General features: G+C 70.4%; 13 protein-coding genes. 5 read left to right on the forward strand and 8 right to left on the reverse strand.

The features are described 5' to 3' along the window. Window positions 1-12 precede the first annotated feature (12 nt). The 4 genes from Q8A52_RS31465 to hrcA form a co-directional block, all read right to left on the reverse strand. Complete coding sequence (locus tag Q8A52_RS31465) at window positions 13-762, reverse strand: 16S rRNA (uracil(1498)-N(3))-methyltransferase (protein ID WP_316757592.1); 750 nt, start codon at window positions 760-762, stop codon at window positions 13-15. After that, window positions 759-1,835: a nitronate monooxygenase gene (locus Q8A52_RS31470; protein WP_316757594.1), complete on the reverse strand. Its 1,077-nt coding sequence runs from the start codon at window positions 1,833-1,835 to the stop codon at window positions 759-761. Before Q8A52_RS31470 ends, Q8A52_RS31465 begins: the two co-directional genes overlap by 4 nt. 179 nt (window positions 1,836-2,014) lie before the next feature. Continuing rightward, window positions 2,015-3,151, reverse strand: a complete 1,137-nt coding sequence (gene dnaJ / locus Q8A52_RS31475) for a molecular chaperone DnaJ (protein WP_316757596.1) — start codon at window positions 3,149-3,151, stop codon at window positions 2,015-2,017. Beyond that, window positions 3,152-4,168: a heat-inducible transcriptional repressor HrcA gene (gene hrcA / locus Q8A52_RS31480; RefSeq protein WP_316757598.1), complete on the reverse strand. Its 1,017-nt coding sequence runs from the start codon at window positions 4,166-4,168 to the stop codon at window positions 3,152-3,154. A 165-nt stretch (window positions 4,169-4,333) separates the two neighbouring features. On the opposite strand from hrcA, the gene Q8A52_RS31485 reads away from it, so the two are divergent. Both Q8A52_RS31485 and Q8A52_RS31490 read left to right on the forward strand, forming a co-directional pair. Beyond that, a complete protein-coding gene (locus Q8A52_RS31485; RefSeq protein ID WP_316757599.1) occupies window positions 4,334-5,056 on the forward strand; it encodes an MBL fold metallo-hydrolase in 723 nt (240 codons plus the stop codon). Window positions 5,057-5,090: 34 nt separating this feature from the next. Then, window positions 5,091-5,900, forward strand: coding sequence for a DUF3097 domain-containing protein (locus Q8A52_RS31490; protein ID WP_316757601.1), 810 nt, complete (start codon window positions 5,091-5,093; stop codon window positions 5,898-5,900). A 150-nt stretch (window positions 5,901-6,050) separates the two neighbouring features. Here the strand turns inward: Q8A52_RS31490 and hemW are convergent, their stop codons facing one another. Then, window positions 6,051-7,283 carry a radical SAM family heme chaperone HemW gene (gene hemW, locus Q8A52_RS31495; RefSeq protein ID WP_316757603.1) on the reverse strand — a complete coding sequence of 411 codons (1,233 nt, stop codon included), beginning with the start codon at window positions 7,281-7,283 and terminating at the stop codon, window positions 6,051-6,053. A 27-nt stretch (window positions 7,284-7,310) separates the two neighbouring features. Beyond that, window positions 7,311-9,212 carry a SpoIIE family protein phosphatase gene (locus Q8A52_RS31500; protein WP_316757605.1) on the reverse strand — a complete coding sequence of 634 codons (1,902 nt, stop codon included), beginning with the start codon at window positions 9,210-9,212 and terminating at the stop codon, window positions 7,311-7,313. 102 nt (window positions 9,213-9,314) lie between these two features. On the opposite strand from Q8A52_RS31500, the gene Q8A52_RS31505 reads away from it, so the two are divergent. After that, window positions 9,315-13,463, forward strand: coding sequence for a HAMP domain-containing protein (locus tag Q8A52_RS31505; RefSeq protein ID WP_316757607.1), 4,149 nt, complete (start codon window positions 9,315-9,317; stop codon window positions 13,461-13,463). Window positions 13,464-13,475: 12 nt separating this feature from the next. Next, the gene (locus tag Q8A52_RS31510) at window positions 13,476-14,060 is read left to right on the forward strand and encodes a response regulator (RefSeq protein WP_316757609.1); all 585 of its coding nucleotides are present in this window, start codon (window positions 13,476-13,478) and stop codon (window positions 14,058-14,060) included. 50 nt (window positions 14,061-14,110) lie between these two features. On the opposite strand, the gene Q8A52_RS31515 is transcribed toward Q8A52_RS31510, so the two are convergent. Then, the gene (locus Q8A52_RS31515; protein WP_316757611.1) at window positions 14,111-15,985 is read right to left on the reverse strand and encodes an AMP-dependent synthetase/ligase; all 1,875 of its coding nucleotides are present in this window, start codon (window positions 15,983-15,985) and stop codon (window positions 14,111-14,113) included. Between the two features lie 271 nt (window positions 15,986-16,256). After that, window positions 16,257-18,131, reverse strand: coding sequence for a translation elongation factor 4 (gene lepA, locus Q8A52_RS31520; protein ID WP_316757613.1), 1,875 nt, complete (start codon window positions 18,129-18,131; stop codon window positions 16,257-16,259). A gap of 221 nt (window positions 18,132-18,352) precedes the next feature. Between lepA and rpsT the strand changes: the two genes are divergently transcribed. After that, window positions 18,353-18,619 (forward strand): 30S ribosomal protein S20, encoded by a 267-nt coding sequence (gene rpsT, locus Q8A52_RS31525; RefSeq protein ID WP_015660447.1) that lies wholly within the window; start codon window positions 18,353-18,355, stop codon window positions 18,617-18,619. Window positions 18,620-18,658 lie beyond the last annotated feature (39 nt).

Genomic DNA, 18,658 nt, shown 5'->3' on the forward strand with positions numbered 1-18,658 from the left:
CTCCCCCTGGTGTCAGGACCAGCGGCCGGTACGGCCCAGGAGGAGGGCCGCCGCCGCGGTCCCGGCGGTCGATGTACGCAGCACGGTACGCCCCAGGACGTACGCCTTGGCGCCGGCCTCTTCGAAGAGCCCCAACTCCTCCCTGGTGACGCCTCCTTCGGGCCCCACGACCAGCACGATCTCGCCCTCGGCGGGGAGTTCGGCGGTGGCGAGCGGTGCACTGAGGTGCTCGAAGTCGGAGTGGAGCACGGCGGCGAAGTCGGCTTTGGCGAGAAGTGCGGCAACCTGCTTGGTGGTCGCCGCGTCCGCGACCTCGGGGAAGCGGACCCGGCGGGACTGCTTGCCGGCCTCACGGGCGGTGGCCCGCCACTTGCCGAGCGCCTTGAGCCCGCGGTCGCCCTTCCACTGGGTGATGCAGCGGGCGGCCTGCCAGGGCACGATCGCGTCGACGCCGACCTCGGTCATGGTCTCGACGGCGACCTCCCCGCGGTCGCCCTTGGGGAGGGCCTGGACGACGGTGATCCGGGGCGACTGCGCCGGCTCCTCGTCCACGGAGCTCATATGGACGATCAGCCGGTCCTTGCCCTCGGTGCCGATCACATCGCACACCGCGTAGCGTCCGGCGCCGTCGGTGAGGACGACCTCCTCGCCGGGCTGGAGCCGCTTCACGGAGACCGCGTGCCGTCCCTCGGGGCCGTCCAGGACGTACTGCCCGCCGCCGCCCGCGCGGAAGTGCTCGACGACGAAGACCGGGGCCGTCATCGCGAGCCACCCCTGGTCGGCAGCGCTGTCCCGGCCTCGGCGAGTTCGGCCGCCAGCACCTCCACCAGCTGTCCGGCCGGCAGGTCCCGGGCCATCCGGTGCCCCTGGCCCGCCCACAGCGCCATGCCCTGCGCGTCACCGGCCTTGGCGGCCGCCTTGCGCAGCGGCGCGGTCAGATGGTGGACCTCCGGGTAGGCGGCGGGGGCGTACGGCCCGTGTTCGCGCATGAAGCGGTTGACCAGGCCGCGGGCCGGGCGGCCGGAGAACGCGCGGGTCAGCTCCGTACGGGCGAAGAGCGGGTTGGTCAGCGCCTGCTTGTGCAGGGCGTTCGCGCCGGACTCGGTGGTGGCGAGGAACGCGGTGCCGAGCTGGGCCGCGCTCGCGCCCGCCGCGAGGGCGGCGGCGATCTGGCCGCCGCGCATGATGCCGCCGGCGGCGACGATCGGGATGTCCACGGTCTCGCGGATCTGCGCCACGAGGGAGAGCAGTCCGATGCCGGAGCCGTCGTTCTCCGGGATGTCACGGTGGGTGCCCTGGTGGCCGCCGGCCTCAACGCCCTGCGCGATCACCGCGTCGGCGCCGGCCCGCTGCACGGCGAGGGCCTCCTCGGCGGTGGTCGCGGTGACCAGGGTGAGGGTTCCCGCGCGGCGGAAGGACTCCAGCACGTCACGGGTCGGGACGCCGAAGTGGAAGGAGACCACCGGCACCGGGTTGTCGAGGAGCACGGCGAGCTTGACGTCGTAGCCGTCGTCGCGGCCGCTGTCCGGGTCACCGAGCTCGATCTCGTACCAGGCGGCCTCGCCGGCCAGCTGGTGGGCGTAGACCTCCACGGCCGACGGGTCGGCATACTCCGGCTGCGGCATGAAGAGGTTCACGCCGAAGGGGCGGTTCGTGAGCCCGCGCAGCTGTTTGATCTCCTGGTACAGGCCGTCGGCGGTCTTGTACCCGGCGGCGAGGAACCCCAGACCGCCCGCCTCGGACACGGCAGCGGCGAGCTGCGGGACGGAGACACCGCCCGCCATGGGGGCCTGCACGATCGGATGGGGGAAGAGATCGGTCAGTGCGGAGGACATGACGGCATGTTGTCACGTCCTCCGATCAAGTCCGAATCCGGCCTTCCCTTGGCATAAGCCATCGGCATGCGGCCGGATCAGCGACCGTTGAAGGCGTCCTTCAGCCGGGAGAACAGTCCCTGCCGACCCGGCTGACCGTGCCTTCCCGGGGGCCGACCCGCGGACCCCCGGTCGACCCGTCAGCGACCGTTGAAGGCGTCCTTGAGTCGCGAGAACAACCCCTGCTGACCCGGCTGGAACTGGCCCTGAGGCCGCTCCTCGCCGCGCAGCTTGGCCAGCTCACGCAGCAGGCGCTCCTGCTCGGGGTCCAGCTTGGTCGGGGTCTGGACCTCGACATGGACCACGAGGTCGCCCCGGCCGCCGCCGCGCAGATGCGTGACGCCCCGGCCGTGCATCGGGATCGACTGGCCGGACTGGGTGCCCGGGCGGATGTCGACCTCTTCGAGACCGTCCAGGGTCTCCAGCGGGACCTTGGTGCCGAGCGACGCCGCCGTCATCGGGATCGTCACCGTGCAGTGCAGATCGTCGCCGCGCCGCTGGAACATGGGGTGCGGCAGCTCGTGGATCTCGACGTACAGGTCGCCGGCGGGACCGCCGCCGGGCCCGACCTCGCCCTCACCGGCGAGCTGGATGCGCGTGCCGTTGTCGACACCGGCCGGGATCTTGACCGTGAGCGTGCGACGGGACCGCACGCGGCCGTCACCGGCGCACTCCGGGCACGGGGTGGGCACCACGGTGCCGAAGCCCTGGCACTGGGGGCACGGGCGGGACGTCATGACCTGGCCCAGGAAGGACCGGGTCACCTGCGACACCTCACCGCGGCCGCGGCACATGTCACACGTCTGGGCGGTGGTGCCCGGCGCCGCGCCCTCACCGTTGCAGGTGTTGCAGACGACGGCCGTGTCGACCTGGATGTCCTTCGTCGTACCGAAGGCCGCCTCGTCGAGCTCGACGTCGATACGGATCATCGCGTCCTGGCCGCGGCGGGTACGCGAGCGCGGCCCGCGCTGCGACGCCGTGCCGAAGAACGCGTCCATGATGTCGGAGAAGTTGCCGAAGCCACCGGCCCCGAAGCCGCCCGCACCGGCCCCGCCGGCCTGTGAGAGCGGGTCCCCGCCGAGGTCGTAGACCTGCTTCTTCTGCGGGTCCGACAGCACCTCGTAAGCGGCGTTGATCTCCTTGAACCGCTCCTGGGTCTTCGGATCCGGATTGACGTCCGGGTGCAGCTCGCGCGCGAGCCGACGGAAGGCCTTCTTGATCTCTTCCTGCGACGCGTCGCGACGCACGCCGAGCACGGCGTAGTAGTCCGTGGCCACTTACGACTCCGCCAGGATCTGTCCGACGTAACGTGCCACTGCGCGTACCGCTCCCATCGTTCCCGGGTAATCCATGCGGGTCGGTCCGACCACGCCGAGCTTGGCGACTGCCTCGCCGCCCGAACCGTAACCGACCGACACGACGGACGTGGAGTTGAGTCCCTCATGGGCGATCTCGTGGCCGATGCGCACGGTCACACCCGGATCCTTCGCCTCGCCAAGGAGCTTGAGGAGCACGACCTGCTCCTCCAGTGCCTCCAGGACGGGCCGGATCGTGAGGGGAAAGTCATGTCCGAAGCGGGTGAGATTGGCGGTGCCGCCGATCATCAGCCGCTCCTCGTTCTCCTCGACGAGCGTCTCCAGCAGGGTGGAGAGCACCGTCGAGACCGTGCCTCGGTCCTCGACCTCGAAGGCGTCCGGCAGGTCCTCGACCAGCTGGGGCACGTCCGTGAAACGACGGCCCGCGACCCGGCTGTTCAGCCGCGCCCGCAGATCCGCCAGGGACGATTCCCCGAAGGGTGCCGGGCAGTCGACCATCCGCTGCTCGACCCGGCCGGTGTCCGTGATCAGCACCAGCATCACCCGCGCGGGCGCGAGCGACAGCAGCTCCACGTGCCGCACGGTCGAGCGGGTCAGGGAGGGGTACTGCACGACGGCGACCTGCCGGGTGAGCTGGGCGAGCAGCCGGACCGTGCGTGCCACGACGTCGTCGAGGTCGACGGCGCCGTCGAGGAAGTTCTGGATCGCCCGCCGTTCGGGGGCGCTCATCGGCTTGACGCCGGCGAGTTTGTCGACGAACAGCCGGTAGCCCTTGTCCGTCGGGATCCGCCCCGCGCTGGTGTGCGGCTGGGCGATGAAGCCCTCGTCCTCCAGGGCAGCCATGTCGTTGCGGACGGTGGCCGGGGACACGCCGAGGTTGTGCCGCTCCGTGAGCGCCTTGGAACCGACCGGCTCCTCCGTGCCGACATAGTCCTGGACGATGGCGCGCAGCACTTGGAGCCTGCGTTCGCTCAGCATTCGCGCACACCTCCAGAAATGTCGTGATCTTGACGCCCTGCCTGGCACTCTGCTCGTCCGAGTGCCAGAGTTCCCCGGCCCAGTGTACGGCGGTGGGGTACGCCCCGGGCAAGGCCGGTCATGCGCCTTCGTGCCCGTGGTGGCCGTCACGGCTAGCGTCGCCGTATGACGGTGACTTGGGAAGAGCTGGGGTGGGAGCGGGTGGCCGCCGGGGTGGGCAGGTGCCGGCTGCCGGGCTGGGACTGCACGGCGGGGCTGGTTCTCGGTGAGGGTACGGCGCTGGTGGTGGACGCCGGGTCGAGCCTCGGGGAGGGCGCGTGGTTGCGTGCGCGGGCGCAGGAGCTCGCCGGTCACCGTGTGACCCATCTCGCGCTCACCCACCCCCACTTCGACCATGTCTTCGGCGCGGCGGCGTTCGCGGGCGCGGAGGTGTTCGCCGCGGTCGGCACGGACGCGGTGTTCGCGTACGAGCGGGAGGAACTCCGCCTGGACGCGGTCCGCAACGGGCTGCCCGCCCCGGAGGCGGAGGAGGCGGCCGACGCCCTCGTCCTGCCCCGCCATCTGGTCTCCGGCGAGTGGACGCTGGACCTGGGCGAGGGCCGCCAGGCGCTGCTGGCGAACGTCGGCCCGGGCCACACGGCCCATGACCTGGCGGTCCTGGTTCCGGGCGACCCCGAGGTGGTGTTCTGCGGCGACCTCGTCGAGGAGTCCGGCGAGCCCCAGGCCGGCCCCGACGCCGTACCGTCGCAGTGGCCCGCGGCCCTCGACCGGCTGCTCGCCCTGGGCGGCGAGGACGCGCTGTACGTGCCCGGTCACGGATCGTTGGTCGACGCCGGCTTCGTCCGACGGCAGCGCGACGAGCTGGCGGCGCGGTTCGGCGTGTCGTGAGCGGGGGTCCGGCGGTTCTCCTATCGTCATCCGAATGCGCCAGTACTCGCCGGATCTGACCCCGCCCTGGAAGAAGCCCAAGCCGGTCCCGGAGGTCCCGGCGGACCCCGGTCTGGTGGTGGAGGAGCCCGGCACCGGCTTCTGCGGTGCGGTGATCCGCTGCGAGGCGGGCACGGTGACCCTGGAGGACCGCTTCGGCAAGCACCGGGTGTTCCCGCTGGAGCCGCGCGGCTTCCTGCTGGAGGGCAGGGTGGTGACGCTGGTGAGACCTTCGGCCGCCCCGGTCCGTCCCACCCGTACCGCTTCCGGCTCGGTCGCCGTCCCCGGCGCACGCGCGCGTGTCGCCCGCGCCGGTCGCATCTACGTCGAGGGCCGGCACGACGCCGAGCTGGTCGAGAAGGTCTGGGGTGACGACCTGCGCGTCGAGGGCGTGGTCGTGGAGTACCTGGAGGGCGTGGACGACCTGCCGTCGATCGTCGCGGACTTCGCCCCGGGCCCGGACGCGCGGCTGGGCGTGCTCGTGGACCACTTGGTGCCGGGCACGAAGGAGTGGCGCATCGCGGAGTCGGTGACCAGCGAACACGCGCTGGTGGTCGGCCACCCGTACATCGACATCTGGGAGGCGGTGAAGCCGGCCTCGCTGGGGATTCCGGGATGGCCGCGCGTGCCGCACGGGCAGGACTGGAAGACGGGCGTGTGCCGGGCACTGGGGTGGCCGGAGAACACGGGGGCTGCTTGGCAGGGGATTCTGGGGCGGGTGCGGTCCTACAAGGACCTGGAGCCGGAGTTGCTGGGGAGGGTGGAGGAACTGATCGACTTCGTCACGGCCAGCGGTGAGGCTTGACGCCCTTGTAGGTGCCGAATTCGGTGGCCACGCTCGTCCACAGCGGTCATCTCCGTGGCCCTCCACATCCGCCGCGTCCTTTTGGCGGCAGCCTACGAACCAGGTTAGGGACCGAACCCGCGTTCCGCGGCGATTCGCTCGCCGGAGTGATCAGTCCACCAGATCCCGCACCACCGCATCCGCGAGCAGCCTCCCCCGCAACGTCAGCACCGCACGCCCCTCCTCGTACGGCCCCTCCTGCAGCAGCCCGTCCGCCAGCGCCCGGCGCGAAGCCGCGAGCCCCTCCTCCCGCAGCAGCTCCAGCGGCGCCCCTTCCCGCAGCCGCAGTTCCAGCAGGATCCGCTCCACCCGGCGGTCCTCGTCCGACAGCAGCTCCCGGCCCGCGCCCGGCGTCCGCCCCGACGCCAGGGCCGCCGCGTACGCCCCCGGGTGCTTCACGTTCCACCAGCGGACGCCTCCGACGTGGCTGTGGGCGCCCGGACCCGCGCCCCACCAGTCGGCCCCGCGCCAGTACAGCTCGTTGTGCAGGCAGCGGCCCGATTCCGAGGTGGCCCAGTTGGACACCTCGTACCAGTCGAAGCCCGCCGCCGACAGGGCCTCCTCGGCGATCAGATAGCGGTCCGCGTGGACGTCGTCGTCCGTCATCGGGACCTCGCCCCGGCGGATGCGGCGGGCCAGCTGCGTGCCCTCCTCGACGATCAGGGCATAGGCGCTGACGTGGTCCGGCCCGGCGCCGATCGCCGCTTCCAGCGACGCCCGCCAGTCGTCGTCCGACTCGCCGGGCGTGCCGTAGATCAGGTCCAGGTTCACATGCTCGAAGCCCACGGCCCTCGCCTCCGCCACGCAGGCCTCGGGGCGACCGGGGGTGTGCGTCCGGTCGAGCACGCGCAGCACATGCTGCTTCGCGCTCTGCATGCCGAAGGAGACGCGGTTGAAGCCGCCCTCGCGGAGTGCGGCCAGATAGGCCGGGTCGACCGACTCCGGGTTCGCCTCCGTCGTGACCTCCGCATCGGACGCCAGACCGAACTCGTCACGGATCGCCCCCAGCATCCGTACGAGATCGTCCGCGGCCAGCAGCGTCGGCGTACCGCCCCCGACGAACACCGTGCGGACCTCGCGCGGGTCGTCGCCCAGCACCTTGCGGGCCAGCCGGATCTCGTCGATCAGCGTGTCCGCGTAGTTGTCGCGGGAGGCGAGGACGCCGCCCGTGCCGCGCAGCTCGGTCGCGGTGTAGGTGTTGAAGTCGCAGTAGCCGCAGCGGGTCGCGCAGTACGGAACGTGCAGATAGAAGCCGAGGGGCCGGTCGGCGGCCCCGGCGAGCGCGGACGCGGGCAGCGCACCGTCGGCGGGGACGGTCTCGCCGTCGGGGAGTGCGGAAGGCATGTCCTCCATTGTCCCGTACGACGACGGTTACTCCGCCTGGAGCACCAGCAGCGCCAGATCGTCCTCCGGCGCGCCGCCGCCGAACTCGTGCACCAGCCGTCTGATCCGCTCCGCGATCAGCTCGGCGCTCAGCCCCATGCAGCCGGACAGCGCCTGCGCGAGCCCGTCGCCGTCGTCGAACTGGCGCGTGCCGGAGCGCCGCTCGGTCACCCCGTCGGTGACGCAGAGCAGGCTGTCGCCGGAGCGCAGCGCGATGGTCTCGCTGGTGTACGTGGCGTCCTCGACGACCCCGAGGAGGGTCTGCGGCTGCGCGGCCGTACGGACCTTCCCGTCGGGCCCGAGGAGCAGCGGCAGCGGGTGTCCGGCGGAGGCGAGGGTGCAGCGGACGCCGCCGGCGAAGGGGACGAGTTCGCCGTAGAGGAGGGAGAGAAAGCGGGTCTGCGGGCCGTCCCCCGGGTTCATGGGACGGCCCCCGGCGGCCGCCAGCGCGCGGGCCGCCGCGTCCGCGGCCTCCGTGGCGTCGTCGAGGAGGAGCTGGTTGAGGCGGTCGAGGACGTCGGCGACCCGGTAGCCCTCGCGGGCGAGGAGCCGCAGCCAGGGGCGGGCCAGCCCGATCACGACCGCGGCCTCGGGGCCCTTGCCCTGCACGTCGCCGACGGCGAAGCACCAGCGCCCGTCACCCGCCGGGAACAGGTCGTAGAAGTCGCCGCTCGGGCCGCCCTTGTCGCACGGCTCGTAGACCAGCGCACTGCGCAGCCCGGGGATCTCGGCGACCGCGCCTGGCAGCAGCCCGCGCTGCAGGACGGCGCTGATGGTGGCCTGGCGGGCGTACTGGCGTGCCGCGCCGATGGCGAGGGCCACCCGGCGGCCGAGGTCCTCGACGAGCCCGGTGATCTCGTCCGGGAAGCGCAGCAGCCCGCACCGCCCGATGACCAGCGTGCCCAGCGGGCGGCCACCCGCGATCAGCCGGTACGCGAGCGCCGTGCCGTCGATGCCCTGCGGCCCGAGCGCGTCACCGGGCCAGGGGTACGGCTCGGGCCCGGACCTGAGCCCGTCGCGGGGGCGCGGCGGGTCCTTCTCCAGTGCCCGGCGCAGGTCCTCGATGCGGTTCTCGCTGCTGTGCCAGACCCGGGCGAGGCGTGGTCCCGCCGCACCGGTGCCGTCCGCCCAGCCCCCGCGGACGGTCGACTCGTCCTCCAGCCACACCGCGCACCAGTCGGCGAGCCGCGGCACGATCAGCTGCCCGGTGAGCGCGGCGACCAGGTTCTCGTCGAGCTGCCCGGCGAGCAGGTCGGAGGCCTCGGCGAGGAAGGACAGGGCGCCACGGCCCAGCCAGTCCCGGTCCCGCTCGGCCCGCTGCGGCTCGGGCGCCAGGATCTCGGCGACCTTCAGCCCGCGTTCCAGGGCGCACTCCCCCGCGTACGCCTCGATCTCGTCGGCGGCCGCGGTGCCCTCGGCGGGCAGCCGCGCCCACACCGTCTTGGCGCCGGTGCGGTAGCTGACGCCCCAGGACTCGGCCAGCGTGGCGACCAGGCGCAGGCCGCGGCCGTACTCCGGTGTCTCGTACGGCGAGTCGCCACCGTGCTCGCGTGGCGCGCGCGAGGGGTGGTGGTCGCAGACCTCGATGACGAGCGCCCCGGTGTCCTCCAGTCGGCAGGTCAGTTCGACCTCGGTGCCCGCGTGCACGACGGCGTTGGTGACGAGTTCGCTGACCGCGACCATGGCGTCGTCGGCGAGCCGCTCGGAGTGCACGAGCCCGAGCTCGGTCCACTCGGTGAGGGCCGAGCGCATCAGTCCGCGGGCGGAGCCCGGGGCGAGGGGGCTTCCGGGCAGGGTGGTGCGCACCTCCGTGCACTCCCCCGCGCTGGGATGCACAGGCGCACCACGGCCATGGGCAACGGTCTCCCGTTGCGTCGGTATGGCCCCCATCTACAGCTCCCGGAGCAGTTCGGACGAATACGCCTCGGTCGATGCGGACAGAGTGACAGACTGACTGCGCCCATAAGCGCCGAGTTACCGAAGTGGGCCGCCATGAGTGAGAACAGTGCTACGCGTGTGCTCGAAGAAGGACAGAAAGCGGAACAACTCCGAGCATCCGTACTGCGCCCTCTGCTCGCCGCGATGACCGCGCTGCGGGACGGCGACTTCGCCAAGGTGCCGGAAACCGGTCACGGCATCGACGCCGAACTCGCCGCGGTCTTCAACCAGATCGTGGACCGGAGCCTGCACTTCAACTCCGAACTGCGGCGCGTGAAGCGGGAGCTGGCGCGGCACGGCCGGCTCGACGAGCGGCTCTCGGCCAGCCCGGGCCAGGGCTCGTGGACGTCCCGGGTCAACGACGTGAACCAGATCCTGGACGCCCTGGTGGCCCCGGTGGCCAATGCCACGCGGGTCCTGGACGCGGTGGCCGGGGGCGATCTGACCCAGCGGGTCGACCTGCACGACGGAACCCGGCAGTTGCGCGGTGACCTGCGGCGGCTCGGCACCGCCGTGAACAAGATGGTCGACCAGCTCTCCCTGTTCACCGGCGAGGTGACCCGGGTGGCCCGCGAGGTCGGCACCGAGGGCCGGCTCGGCGGGCGGGCCAAGGTGCAGGGCCTGTCGGGCAGTTGGCGGGCCGTGACCGAGGCGGTCAACACGATGGCGTCCCGGCTGACCGCCCAGGTCCGCGACATCGCCGTGGTGACCACGGCGGTGGCCCGCGGCGACCTGACCCGTACGGTCACGGTGGAGGCGACCGGCGAGCTGCTGGAGCTGAAGCTCACCGTCAACACGATGGTGGACCAGCTCTCCGCCTTCGCCGACGAGGTCACCCGCGTGGCCCGCGAGGTCGGCACCGAGGGGCAGCTGGGCGGGCGCGCGCAGGTGCGCGGGGTCAGCGGGGTCTGGAAGGACCTCACCGACAACGTCAACTTCATGGCCTCGAACCTGACTTCGCAGGTCCGCAACATCGCCCAGGTGACGACGGCCGTCGCCAACGGTGATCTGAGCCAGAAGATCATGGTCGACGCGCAGGGCGAGATCCTGGAGCTGAAGTCGACCATCAACACGATGGTGGACCAGCTCTCCGCCTTCGCCGACGAGGTCACCCGCGTGGCCCGCGAGGTCGGCACCGAGGGCAACCTCGGCGGACGCGCTCAGGTGCGGGGCGTCTCCGGGGTCTGGAAGGACCTCACCGACAACGTCAACTTCATGGCGGACAACCTGACTTCGCAGGTCCGCAACATCGCCCTCGTCTCGACGGCCGTCGCCCAGGGCGACCTCGGCAAGAAGATCACGGTGGAGGCGAAGGGCGAGATCCTGGAGCTGAAGTCCACGATCAACACGATGGTGGACCAGCTCTCCGCCTTCGCCGACGAGGTCACCCGCGTGGCCCGCGAGGTCGGCACCGAGGGCAACCTCGGCGGTCAGGCCCAGGTGCGGGGCGTCAGCGGGGTCTGGAAGGACCTCACCGACAACGTCAACTTCATGGCGCTGAACCTGACTTCGCAGGTGCGCAACATCGCCCAGGTGACGACGGCCGTCGCCAACGGCGACCTGTCCAAGAAGATCACGGTCGACGCGCGCGGCGAGATCCTGGAGCTGAAGGACACCGTCAACACGATGGTGGAGCAACTGCGCGCCTTCGCCGACGAGGTGACGAGGGTGGCGCGCGAGGTCGGCACCGACGGCCGTCTCGGCGGCCGGGCCCAGGTGCTGGGGGTCTCCGGCGTCTGGCGCGATCTGACGGACAACGTCAACTACATGGCGGACAACCTCACTTCGCAGGTCCGCAACATCGCCCAGGTGGCGACGGCGGTGGCCTCGGGCGACCTGTCGAAGAAGATCGACGTGGACGCGCGCGGCGAGATCCTGGAGCTGAAGACCACCATCAACACGATGGTGGACACGCTGTCCTCCTTCTCCTCCGAGGTGACGCGCGTGGCCCGCGAGGTGGGCAGCGAGGGGCAACTCGGCGGTCAGGCCCGGGTCGAGGGCGTGTACGGCACCTGGAAGCGCCTGACGACGAACGTGAACGAGCTCGCCCTGAACCTGACCACCCAGGTCCGCGCGATCGCCGAGGTCGCCTCCGCCGTGGCGCAGGGCGACATGTCCCGCTCGATCACCGTGGAGGCGCGCGGCGAGGTCGCCGAGCTGAAGGACAACATCAACCTGATGGTGGCCAACCTGCGCGAGACGACCCGCGCGAAGGACTGGCTGGAGTCCAATCTGGCCCGGCTGGCCGCGCTGATGCAGGGCCACCGCGATCTGATGGAGGTCGCCGATCTGATCCTGCGCGAGCTGACACCGCTGGTGAACGCCCAGTACGGCGCGTTCTTCCTGGCCGACCCCGACGAGGACGGCTCCTCGCTGCGTACGGCCGTCCCGGCGAAGGGGCTTGCCTTCATCGCCGGATACGGCTCCGCGCAGGGCGCCACGGTCGAGACGGGCGGCCTCCCGGTGCACGGTCTGGTCCGCCAGGCGGCCCGGGAGAAGAAGCGGATCCTGGTGGAGGAGGCCCCGCCCGACTACATCAAGATCAACAGCGGGCTCGGGGAGGCGGCGCCCACGACGATCGTCATCATCCCGATCCTGTTCGAGGACAAGCTCCTCGGCGTGATCGAACTGGCCTCCTTCTCCCGCTTCTCCGACGTACACCTCGCGTTCTTCGACCAGTTCGTGAACACCATCGGCGTCGCCATCAACACGATCATCGCCAACTCCCGCACCGAGTCCCTGCTCGGCGAGTCCCAGCGCCTGGCGATGCAGCTCCAGGAGCGCTCGGACGAACTCCAGAAACAACAGGCGGAGTTGCAGCGCTCCAACGCGGAACTGGAGGAGAAGGCAGCGTTGCTCGCGACGTCGTCCCAGTACAAGTCGGAATTCCTGGCGAACATGTCGCACGAGCTGCGTACGCCGCTCAACTCGCTGCTCATCCTGGCGCGGCTGCTCTCCGACAACCCGGACGGCCATCTCTCCGAGCAGGAGGTGCAGTTCGCCACGACGATCCACCGCTCGGGCTCGGACCTGCTCCAGCTGATCAACGACATCCTGGACCTGTCGAAGATCGAGGCCGGCCGGATGGACGTACGCCCGAAACGGCTGCCGCTCATCAAGCTGCTCGACTACGTCCACGCGACCTTCCGTCCGCTCACCCTGGACCGGGGGCTCGCCTTCGAGGTGGCGGTCGGCGAGGACGTGCCGCGGGTGATGTACTCCGACGAGCAGCGCCTGCAGCAGATCCTGCGCAATCTGCTGTCCAACGCGATCAAGTTCACCGCGACGGGCCGGGTGGAGCTGCGGGTGAGCCGGGTGAAGGACCCCGAGCACCACTACGTCCGCGACAGCGACGAGGTGGTCGCCTTCGCCGTCTCCGACACGGGCATCGGGATCGCCGCCGAGAAACTCCCGGTGATCTTCGAGGCGTTCCAGCAGGCCGACGGCACGACCAACCGCAAGTACGGCGGCACCGGCCTGGGCCTGTCCATCAGCCGGGAGATCGCGGGCCTGCTGGGCGGCCGTATCGTCGCGGAGAGCGAGCCGGGCAAGGGCTCCACCTTCACGCTGTACGTCCCGGTCGTCAGCCCCGGCCACGCCGCGACCGGGCCGGTGCCCGAGGACCGTACGACCCTGCCCATCCCCGCGCAGCCGGCCGCCGAGCCCTTCCCGGCGGCCCACGACACCGAGGACTCCTGGCCCGCGCCCACCAAGCTGGAGGCGTGGAAGACGGGCCGCGCGGGGCAGGTGCTGCCCGGCCGGCGTGTGCTGATCGTGGACGACGACATCCGCAACGTGTTCGCGCTCACCCATGTGCTGGGCCGCGTCGGCATGCCGGTGCTCTATGCGGAGAACGGCCGGGAAGGCATCGAGACGCTCGAGCGCAACCCGGACGTCGAGCTGGTCCTGATGGACATCATGATGCCGGAGATGGACGGCTACGAGACCATCTCCTCCATCCGCCGCACGCCGCGCTGGGCCGGGCTGCCGATCGTCGCGCTGACGGCGAAGGCGATGCCCGGAGACCGGGAGAAGTCGATCGCGCGGGGCGCCAACGACTACGTACCCAAGCCGGTGGACGTCGACCGGCTGCTCACCGTCGTGTGCGCGCTCCTGGACCCCGAGAGCACGGGGGGCGAGGAGCCGGAGGGACGCGCCGGTGAACACGACGACGAGCCGGCCGCAGAGGAACGGACCGAGTGAGGCAACGTCACCATGAGCGCTGAGGCAACGACCGGCGAGCGGGCCGGCATCCTCCTCGTGGACGACATGGAGGACAACCTGATCGCGCTGGAGGCCGTCCTGGGCTCCCTCAACCAGCCGCTCGTGCGGGCACGGTCGGGCGAGGAAGCGATGAAGGCACTGCTGCGCCGCCGGTTCGCCCTCGTCCTCATGGACATCCGGATGCCGGGCATGGACGGCTTCGAGACGGCCGCGAACATCAAGCGGCTCGACCAGACCAAGGACATCCCGATCATCTTCCTGACCGGCGCGGACGACGACGCGGGCTACGCCTTCCGCGGCTACGCCACGGGCGCCGCCGACTACCTGACGAAGCCGTTCGACCCCTGGGTACTGCGCGCCAAGGTCTCCGTCTTCCTGGACCTCCACCGCAAGAACCGCCAGCTGGAACACCTGCTCGCCCAGGAACAGTCCCATTGCGCCCAGGTGACCACCCACCTGAACATCCTGGAAAAGCTGCTGGCGGCGGACCCGGTGAACCTTCCGGAGGCTCGGGGGCGGGTGCAGCAGCTGCAGCAGCTGGTGGAGTCCGTACGACGGCAGGGGCGGGCCCGCTAGACAGCGGGGGCGGGGCCCGTCAGGACCCCGCCCCTCGGCCGGGTAACCGGTCAGCCCTCGCGCGTCCCCGCGTACATCTCGTCGATCAGGTGCTTGTACTCGCGCTCCACCACCGGGCGCTTGAGCTTGAGGCTCGGGGTGATTTCGCCGTGTTCCACGTCCAGGTCGCGCGGGAGGAGGCGGAACTTCTTGATGGTCTGCCAGCGCTGCAGACCCTCGTTGAGCTGCTTGACGTAGCCCTCGACCAGCTCGATGGTGGCGGGGGCGGCGACGACCTCGGCGTACGACTTGCCCGCCAGGCCGTTCTCCTTGGCCCAGTCGAGGATGGCGATCTCGTCGAGGGCGATGAGCGCGGTGCAGAAGTTCCGGTCGGCGCCGTGCACGAGGATGTTGGAGACGTACGGGCACACGCCCTTGAACTGGCCCTCGACCTCGGCCGGCGCGATGTACTTGCCGCCGGACGTCTTGATCAGGTCCTTCTTGCGGTCGGTGATGCGCAGATAGCCGTCGGGGGACAGCTCGCCGATGTCACCGGTGTGGAACCAGCCGTCCGCCTCCAGGACCTCGGCGGTCTTCTCCGGCAGCCCGTGGTAGCCCTGCATGATGCCGGGGCCGCGCAGCAGGATCTCGCCGTCGTCCGCGATGCGCACCTCGCAGCCGGGCAGCGGCTTGCCGACCGTGCCGGTGCGGTAGGCCTCGCCGGGGTTGACGAAGGAGGCCGCGGAGGACTCGGTGAGGCCGTAGCCCTCCAGGATGTGCACACCGGCGCCGGCGAAGAAGTAGCCGATCTCGGGGGCGAGCGCGGCGGAGCCGGAGACACAGGCCCGCAGCCGGCCGCCGAAGGCCTCGCGCAGCTTGGAGTAGACGAGGGCGTCCGCGACCTTGTGCTTGGCGCCGAGGCCGAAGGGCACGGAGTGCGCGCCCGTGCGCCGGAAGTTGTCCTGGCTGACCTTGGCGTACTCGCGGGCGACCTCGGCGGCCCACTGGAAGATCTTGTACTTGGCTGGGCCGCCGGCCCGGGCCTTGGCCGCGACGCCGTTGTAGACCTTCTCGAAGATGCGCGGCACGGCCGCCATGTACGTCGGCTGGACCACCGGCAGGTTCTCGATGATCTTGTCGACCCGGCCGTCGACCGCGGTGACGTGCCCGACCTCGATCTGGCCGGAGGTGAGCACCTTGCCGAAGACGTGGGCCAGCGGCAGCCACAGGTACTGCACGTCCTCGGTGCCGACGAGCCCTGTCGCGGCGATCGCCTTCGCCATGTACGACCAGTTGTCCTGCGGGAGGCGGACGCCCTTGGGGCGGCCCGTGGTGCCGGAGGTGTAGATGAGGGTGGCGAGCTGGTCCTTCGTGATCGCCGCCACCCGCTCCTTGATCAGCTCGGGGTGCTTCTCCAGATACGCGGCACCGCGCTGCTCCAGCTCGGTGAGGGTGAGCACCCAGTCGCCGGTCTCGACGCCGGCCGGGTCGATGACGACCACATGGGTGAGCTCGGGCAGCTCGCCGCGCTTCTCCACCGCCTTGGCGAGCTGCGCCGCGTCCTCCGCGATCAGCACCCGGCTCTCGGAGTCGGAGAGGATGAACGCCGACTCGTCGGCGTTGGTCTGCGGGTAGACGGTCGTGGTGGCCGCACCGGCGCACAGGATGCCGAGGTCCGCGAGGATCCACTCGACGCGGGTCGATGAGGCGAGCGCGACGCGCTGCTCGGACTGCACGCCCAGCTCGATGAGACCGGCCGCGATGGCGTAGACCCGCTCGGCGGCCTGTCCCCAGCTCAGCGACTTCCACTCGTCGGGGCCCTGGCCGGAGGCGGCCGGTACCGGGTAGCGGTAGGCCTCCGCGTCCGGTGTGGCCGCCACGCGGTCCAGGAAAAGAGTCGCCACGGACGGCGGACGGTTCTCGATCAGGGTCTGTGTGTCGCTCACGACATCCTCCGGGGCCCGCGACAGTGCGGCTGGCTCAGTGCGGCTGGGTTAACTCACGGGTGTGGTTTCGCGCCGTTGTTTAACTCGCGAGTAACTATCGAGCAGAGATCAGAGTAGAGCCCGACCGGCCGGTTCGTAAGGGGCGGCGGCCTGTCACTTCCTCCAGAGAGTGACCGCTCGCACGCGAAGAGGCCCGCCGCACTTTCGTACGACGGACCCCCCTTGTACCCCATTTGCCGGGACGACCGGCGCTTACTGCGGGTAACCGCGATTACTTCTTGCCCTTGGCCGACCCCGCGCTGTCATCGCTGGAGAGGACGGCGATGAAGGCCTCCTGCGGAACCTCCACGGAACCCACCATCTTCATCCGCTTCTTGCCTTCCTTCTGCTTCTCCAGCAGCTTCCGCTTACGGGAGATGTCACCGCCGTAGCACTTGGCGAGGACGTCCTTGCGGATGGCGCGGATGGTCTCTCGGGCGATGACCCGGGAGCCGATGGCGGCCTGGATGGGCACCTCGAAGGCCTGCCGCGGGATGAGCTCGCGCAGCTTGGCGACGAGCCGCACCCCGTACGCATACGCGGCGTCCTTGTGGGTGATCGCCGAGAAGGCGTCCACCTTGTCGCCGTGCAGCAGGATGTCGACCTTGACCAGACTGGAGGTCTGCTCGCCGGTGGGCTCGTAGTCCAGCGACGCGTAACCACGCGTCTTCGACTTCAGCTGGTCGAAGAAGTCGAAGACGATCTCGGCGAGCGGGAGGGTGTAGCGGATCTCGACCCGGTCCTCGGAGAGGTAGTCCATCCCGAGGAGGGTGCCGCGCCTGGTCTGGCACAGCTCCATGATCGAGCCGATGAACTCGGTCGGCGCCAGGATCGTGGCCCGCACGACCGGCTCGTACACCTCGCCGATCTTGCCTTCGGGGAATTCGCTCGGGTTGGTGACGATGTGCTCGCTGCGGTCCTCCATGACCACGCGGTAGACCACGTTGGGCGCGGTGGCGATCAGGTCGAGCCCGAACTCGCGCTCCAGTCGCTCGCGGATCACGTCGAGGTGCAGCAGGCCGAGGAAGCCGACGCGGAAGCCGAAGCCGAGGGCCGCCGAGGTCTCCGGCTCGTACACCAGCGCGGCGTCGTTGAGCTGCAGCTTGTCCAGGGCCTCGCGCAGCTCGGGGTAGTCCGAGCCGTCCAGCGGATACAGGCCGGAGAAGACCATGGGCTTGGGGTCCTTGTACCCGCCCAGGGCTTCGGTGGCGCCCTTGACCTGGCTGGTGACGGTATCACCGACCTTGGACTGGCGGACGTCCTTCACACCCGTGATCAGATAGCCCACCTCGCCGACGCCGAGGCCGTCGGCCGACAGCATCTCGGGCGAGTTGGTGCCGATCTCCAGCAGCTCGTGCGTGGCGCCCGTGGACATCATCCTGATCCGCTCACGCTTGTTGAGCTGACCGTCGATGACACGGACGTACGTGACCACGCCCCGGTACGAGTCGTACACGGAGTCGAAGATCATCGCCCGGGCGGGCGCGTCCTTCACCCCGACCGGCGCCGGGATGTCCCGGACCACCCTGTCGAGCAGCGCGTCGACGCCGAGACCGGTCTTGGCGGAGACCCGCAGCACGTCGTCGGGGTCGCAGCCGACCAGGTTGGCCAGCTCCTCGGCGAACTTCTCGGGCTGTGCGGCCGGCAGATCGATCTTGTTCAGTACGGGGATGATCGTGAGGTCGTTCTCCATCGCCAGGTAGAGGTTGGCGAGGGTCTGGGCCTCGATCCCCTGGGCGGCGTCGACGAGGAGGACGGTCCCCTCACAGGCCGCGAGCGACCGCGAGACCTCGTACGTGAAGTCGACGTGCCCCGGGGTGTCGATCATGTTGAGGATGTGGGTCGTGCCCTGGTCGGGGCCCTCGGTCGGGGCCCAGGGCAGACGCACCGCCTGGGACTTGATCGTGATGCCGCGCTCGCGCTCGATGTCCATCCGGTCGAGGTACTGAGCACGCATCTGCCGCTGCTCGACCACACCGGTCAGCTGGAGCATCCGGTCGGCGAGCGTGGACTTGCCGTGGTCGATGTGCGCGATGATGCAGAAGTTGCGGATCAGAGCCGGGTCGGTACGGCTCGGCTCGGGCACATTGTTAGGGGTCGCGGGCACGCAGGGTCCTGTCTCTTGAGGCGCCTTATGCCTCGGGTCGGATCGATACGTAGTCTCCATGGTCCCACGGGCGCGGACCGGCGACCGGTTTGGGCCGCTCGGGGAGCCGCTGGTAGTCTGGGTGGCTGTGCCTCATGCCCTCTCAGCGCGAGGCACTTCTTCAAGAAATCATCGGTACGGGTCCCGTGCGGCCCCGTACCAGAACCTGAAAAGGCTCATTCGTGGCGAACATCAAGTCCCAGATCAAGCGGATCAAGACCAACGAGAAGGCTCGGCTGCGCAACAAGGCCGTCAAGTCCTCCCTGAAGACCGCGATCCGAAAGGCCCGCGAGGCCGCTGCCGCGGGTGACGTCGAGAAGGCCACCGAGTACCAGCGCGCTGCCGCGCGTCAGCTCGACAAGGCCGTCTCGAAGGGCGTCATCCACAAGAACCAGGCCGCCAACAAGAAGTCGGCGCTGGCTTCCAAGGTCGCTTCCCTCAAGGGCTGAGTCAAACTCCGACTTGACCGCCGGAAGGACCCAGAGCGG

Origin of the sequence: Streptomyces herbicida (assembly GCF_032656585.1) — a bacterium.
Taxonomy (GTDB): domain Bacteria; phylum Actinomycetota; class Actinomycetes; order Streptomycetales; family Streptomycetaceae; genus Streptomyces; species Streptomyces herbicida.

Excerpts from the sequence above, each read along its gene's own strand:
- hemW (WP_316757603.1), bottom strand. The coding sequence starts at position 7,283 with ATGCCTTCCGCACTCCCCGACGGCGAGACCGTCCCCGCCGACGGTGCG.
- Q8A52_RS31510 (WP_316757609.1), top strand. The coding sequence starts at position 13,476 with ATGAGCGCTGAGGCAACGACCGGCGAGCGGGCCGGCATCCTCCTCGTG.
- Q8A52_RS31505 (WP_316757607.1), top strand. The coding sequence starts at position 9,315 with ATGAGTGAGAACAGTGCTACGCGTGTGCTCGAAGAAGGACAGAAAGCG.
- hrcA (WP_316757598.1), bottom strand. The coding sequence starts at position 4,168 with ATGCTGAGCGAACGCAGGCTCCAAGTGCTGCGCGCCATCGTCCAGGAC.
- Q8A52_RS31470 (WP_316757594.1), bottom strand. The coding sequence starts at position 1,835 with ATGTCCTCCGCACTGACCGATCTCTTCCCCCATCCGATCGTGCAGGCC.
- Q8A52_RS31485 (WP_316757599.1), top strand. The coding sequence starts at position 4,334 with ATGACGGTGACTTGGGAAGAGCTGGGGTGGGAGCGGGTGGCCGCCGGG.
- Q8A52_RS31465 (WP_316757592.1), bottom strand. The coding sequence starts at position 762 with ATGACGGCCCCGGTCTTCGTCGTCGAGCACTTCCGCGCGGGCGGCGGC.
- Q8A52_RS31490 (WP_316757601.1), top strand. The coding sequence starts at position 5,091 with ATGCGCCAGTACTCGCCGGATCTGACCCCGCCCTGGAAGAAGCCCAAG.
- Q8A52_RS31500 (WP_316757605.1), bottom strand. The coding sequence starts at position 9,212 with ATGGGGGCCATACCGACGCAACGGGAGACCGTTGCCCATGGCCGTGGT.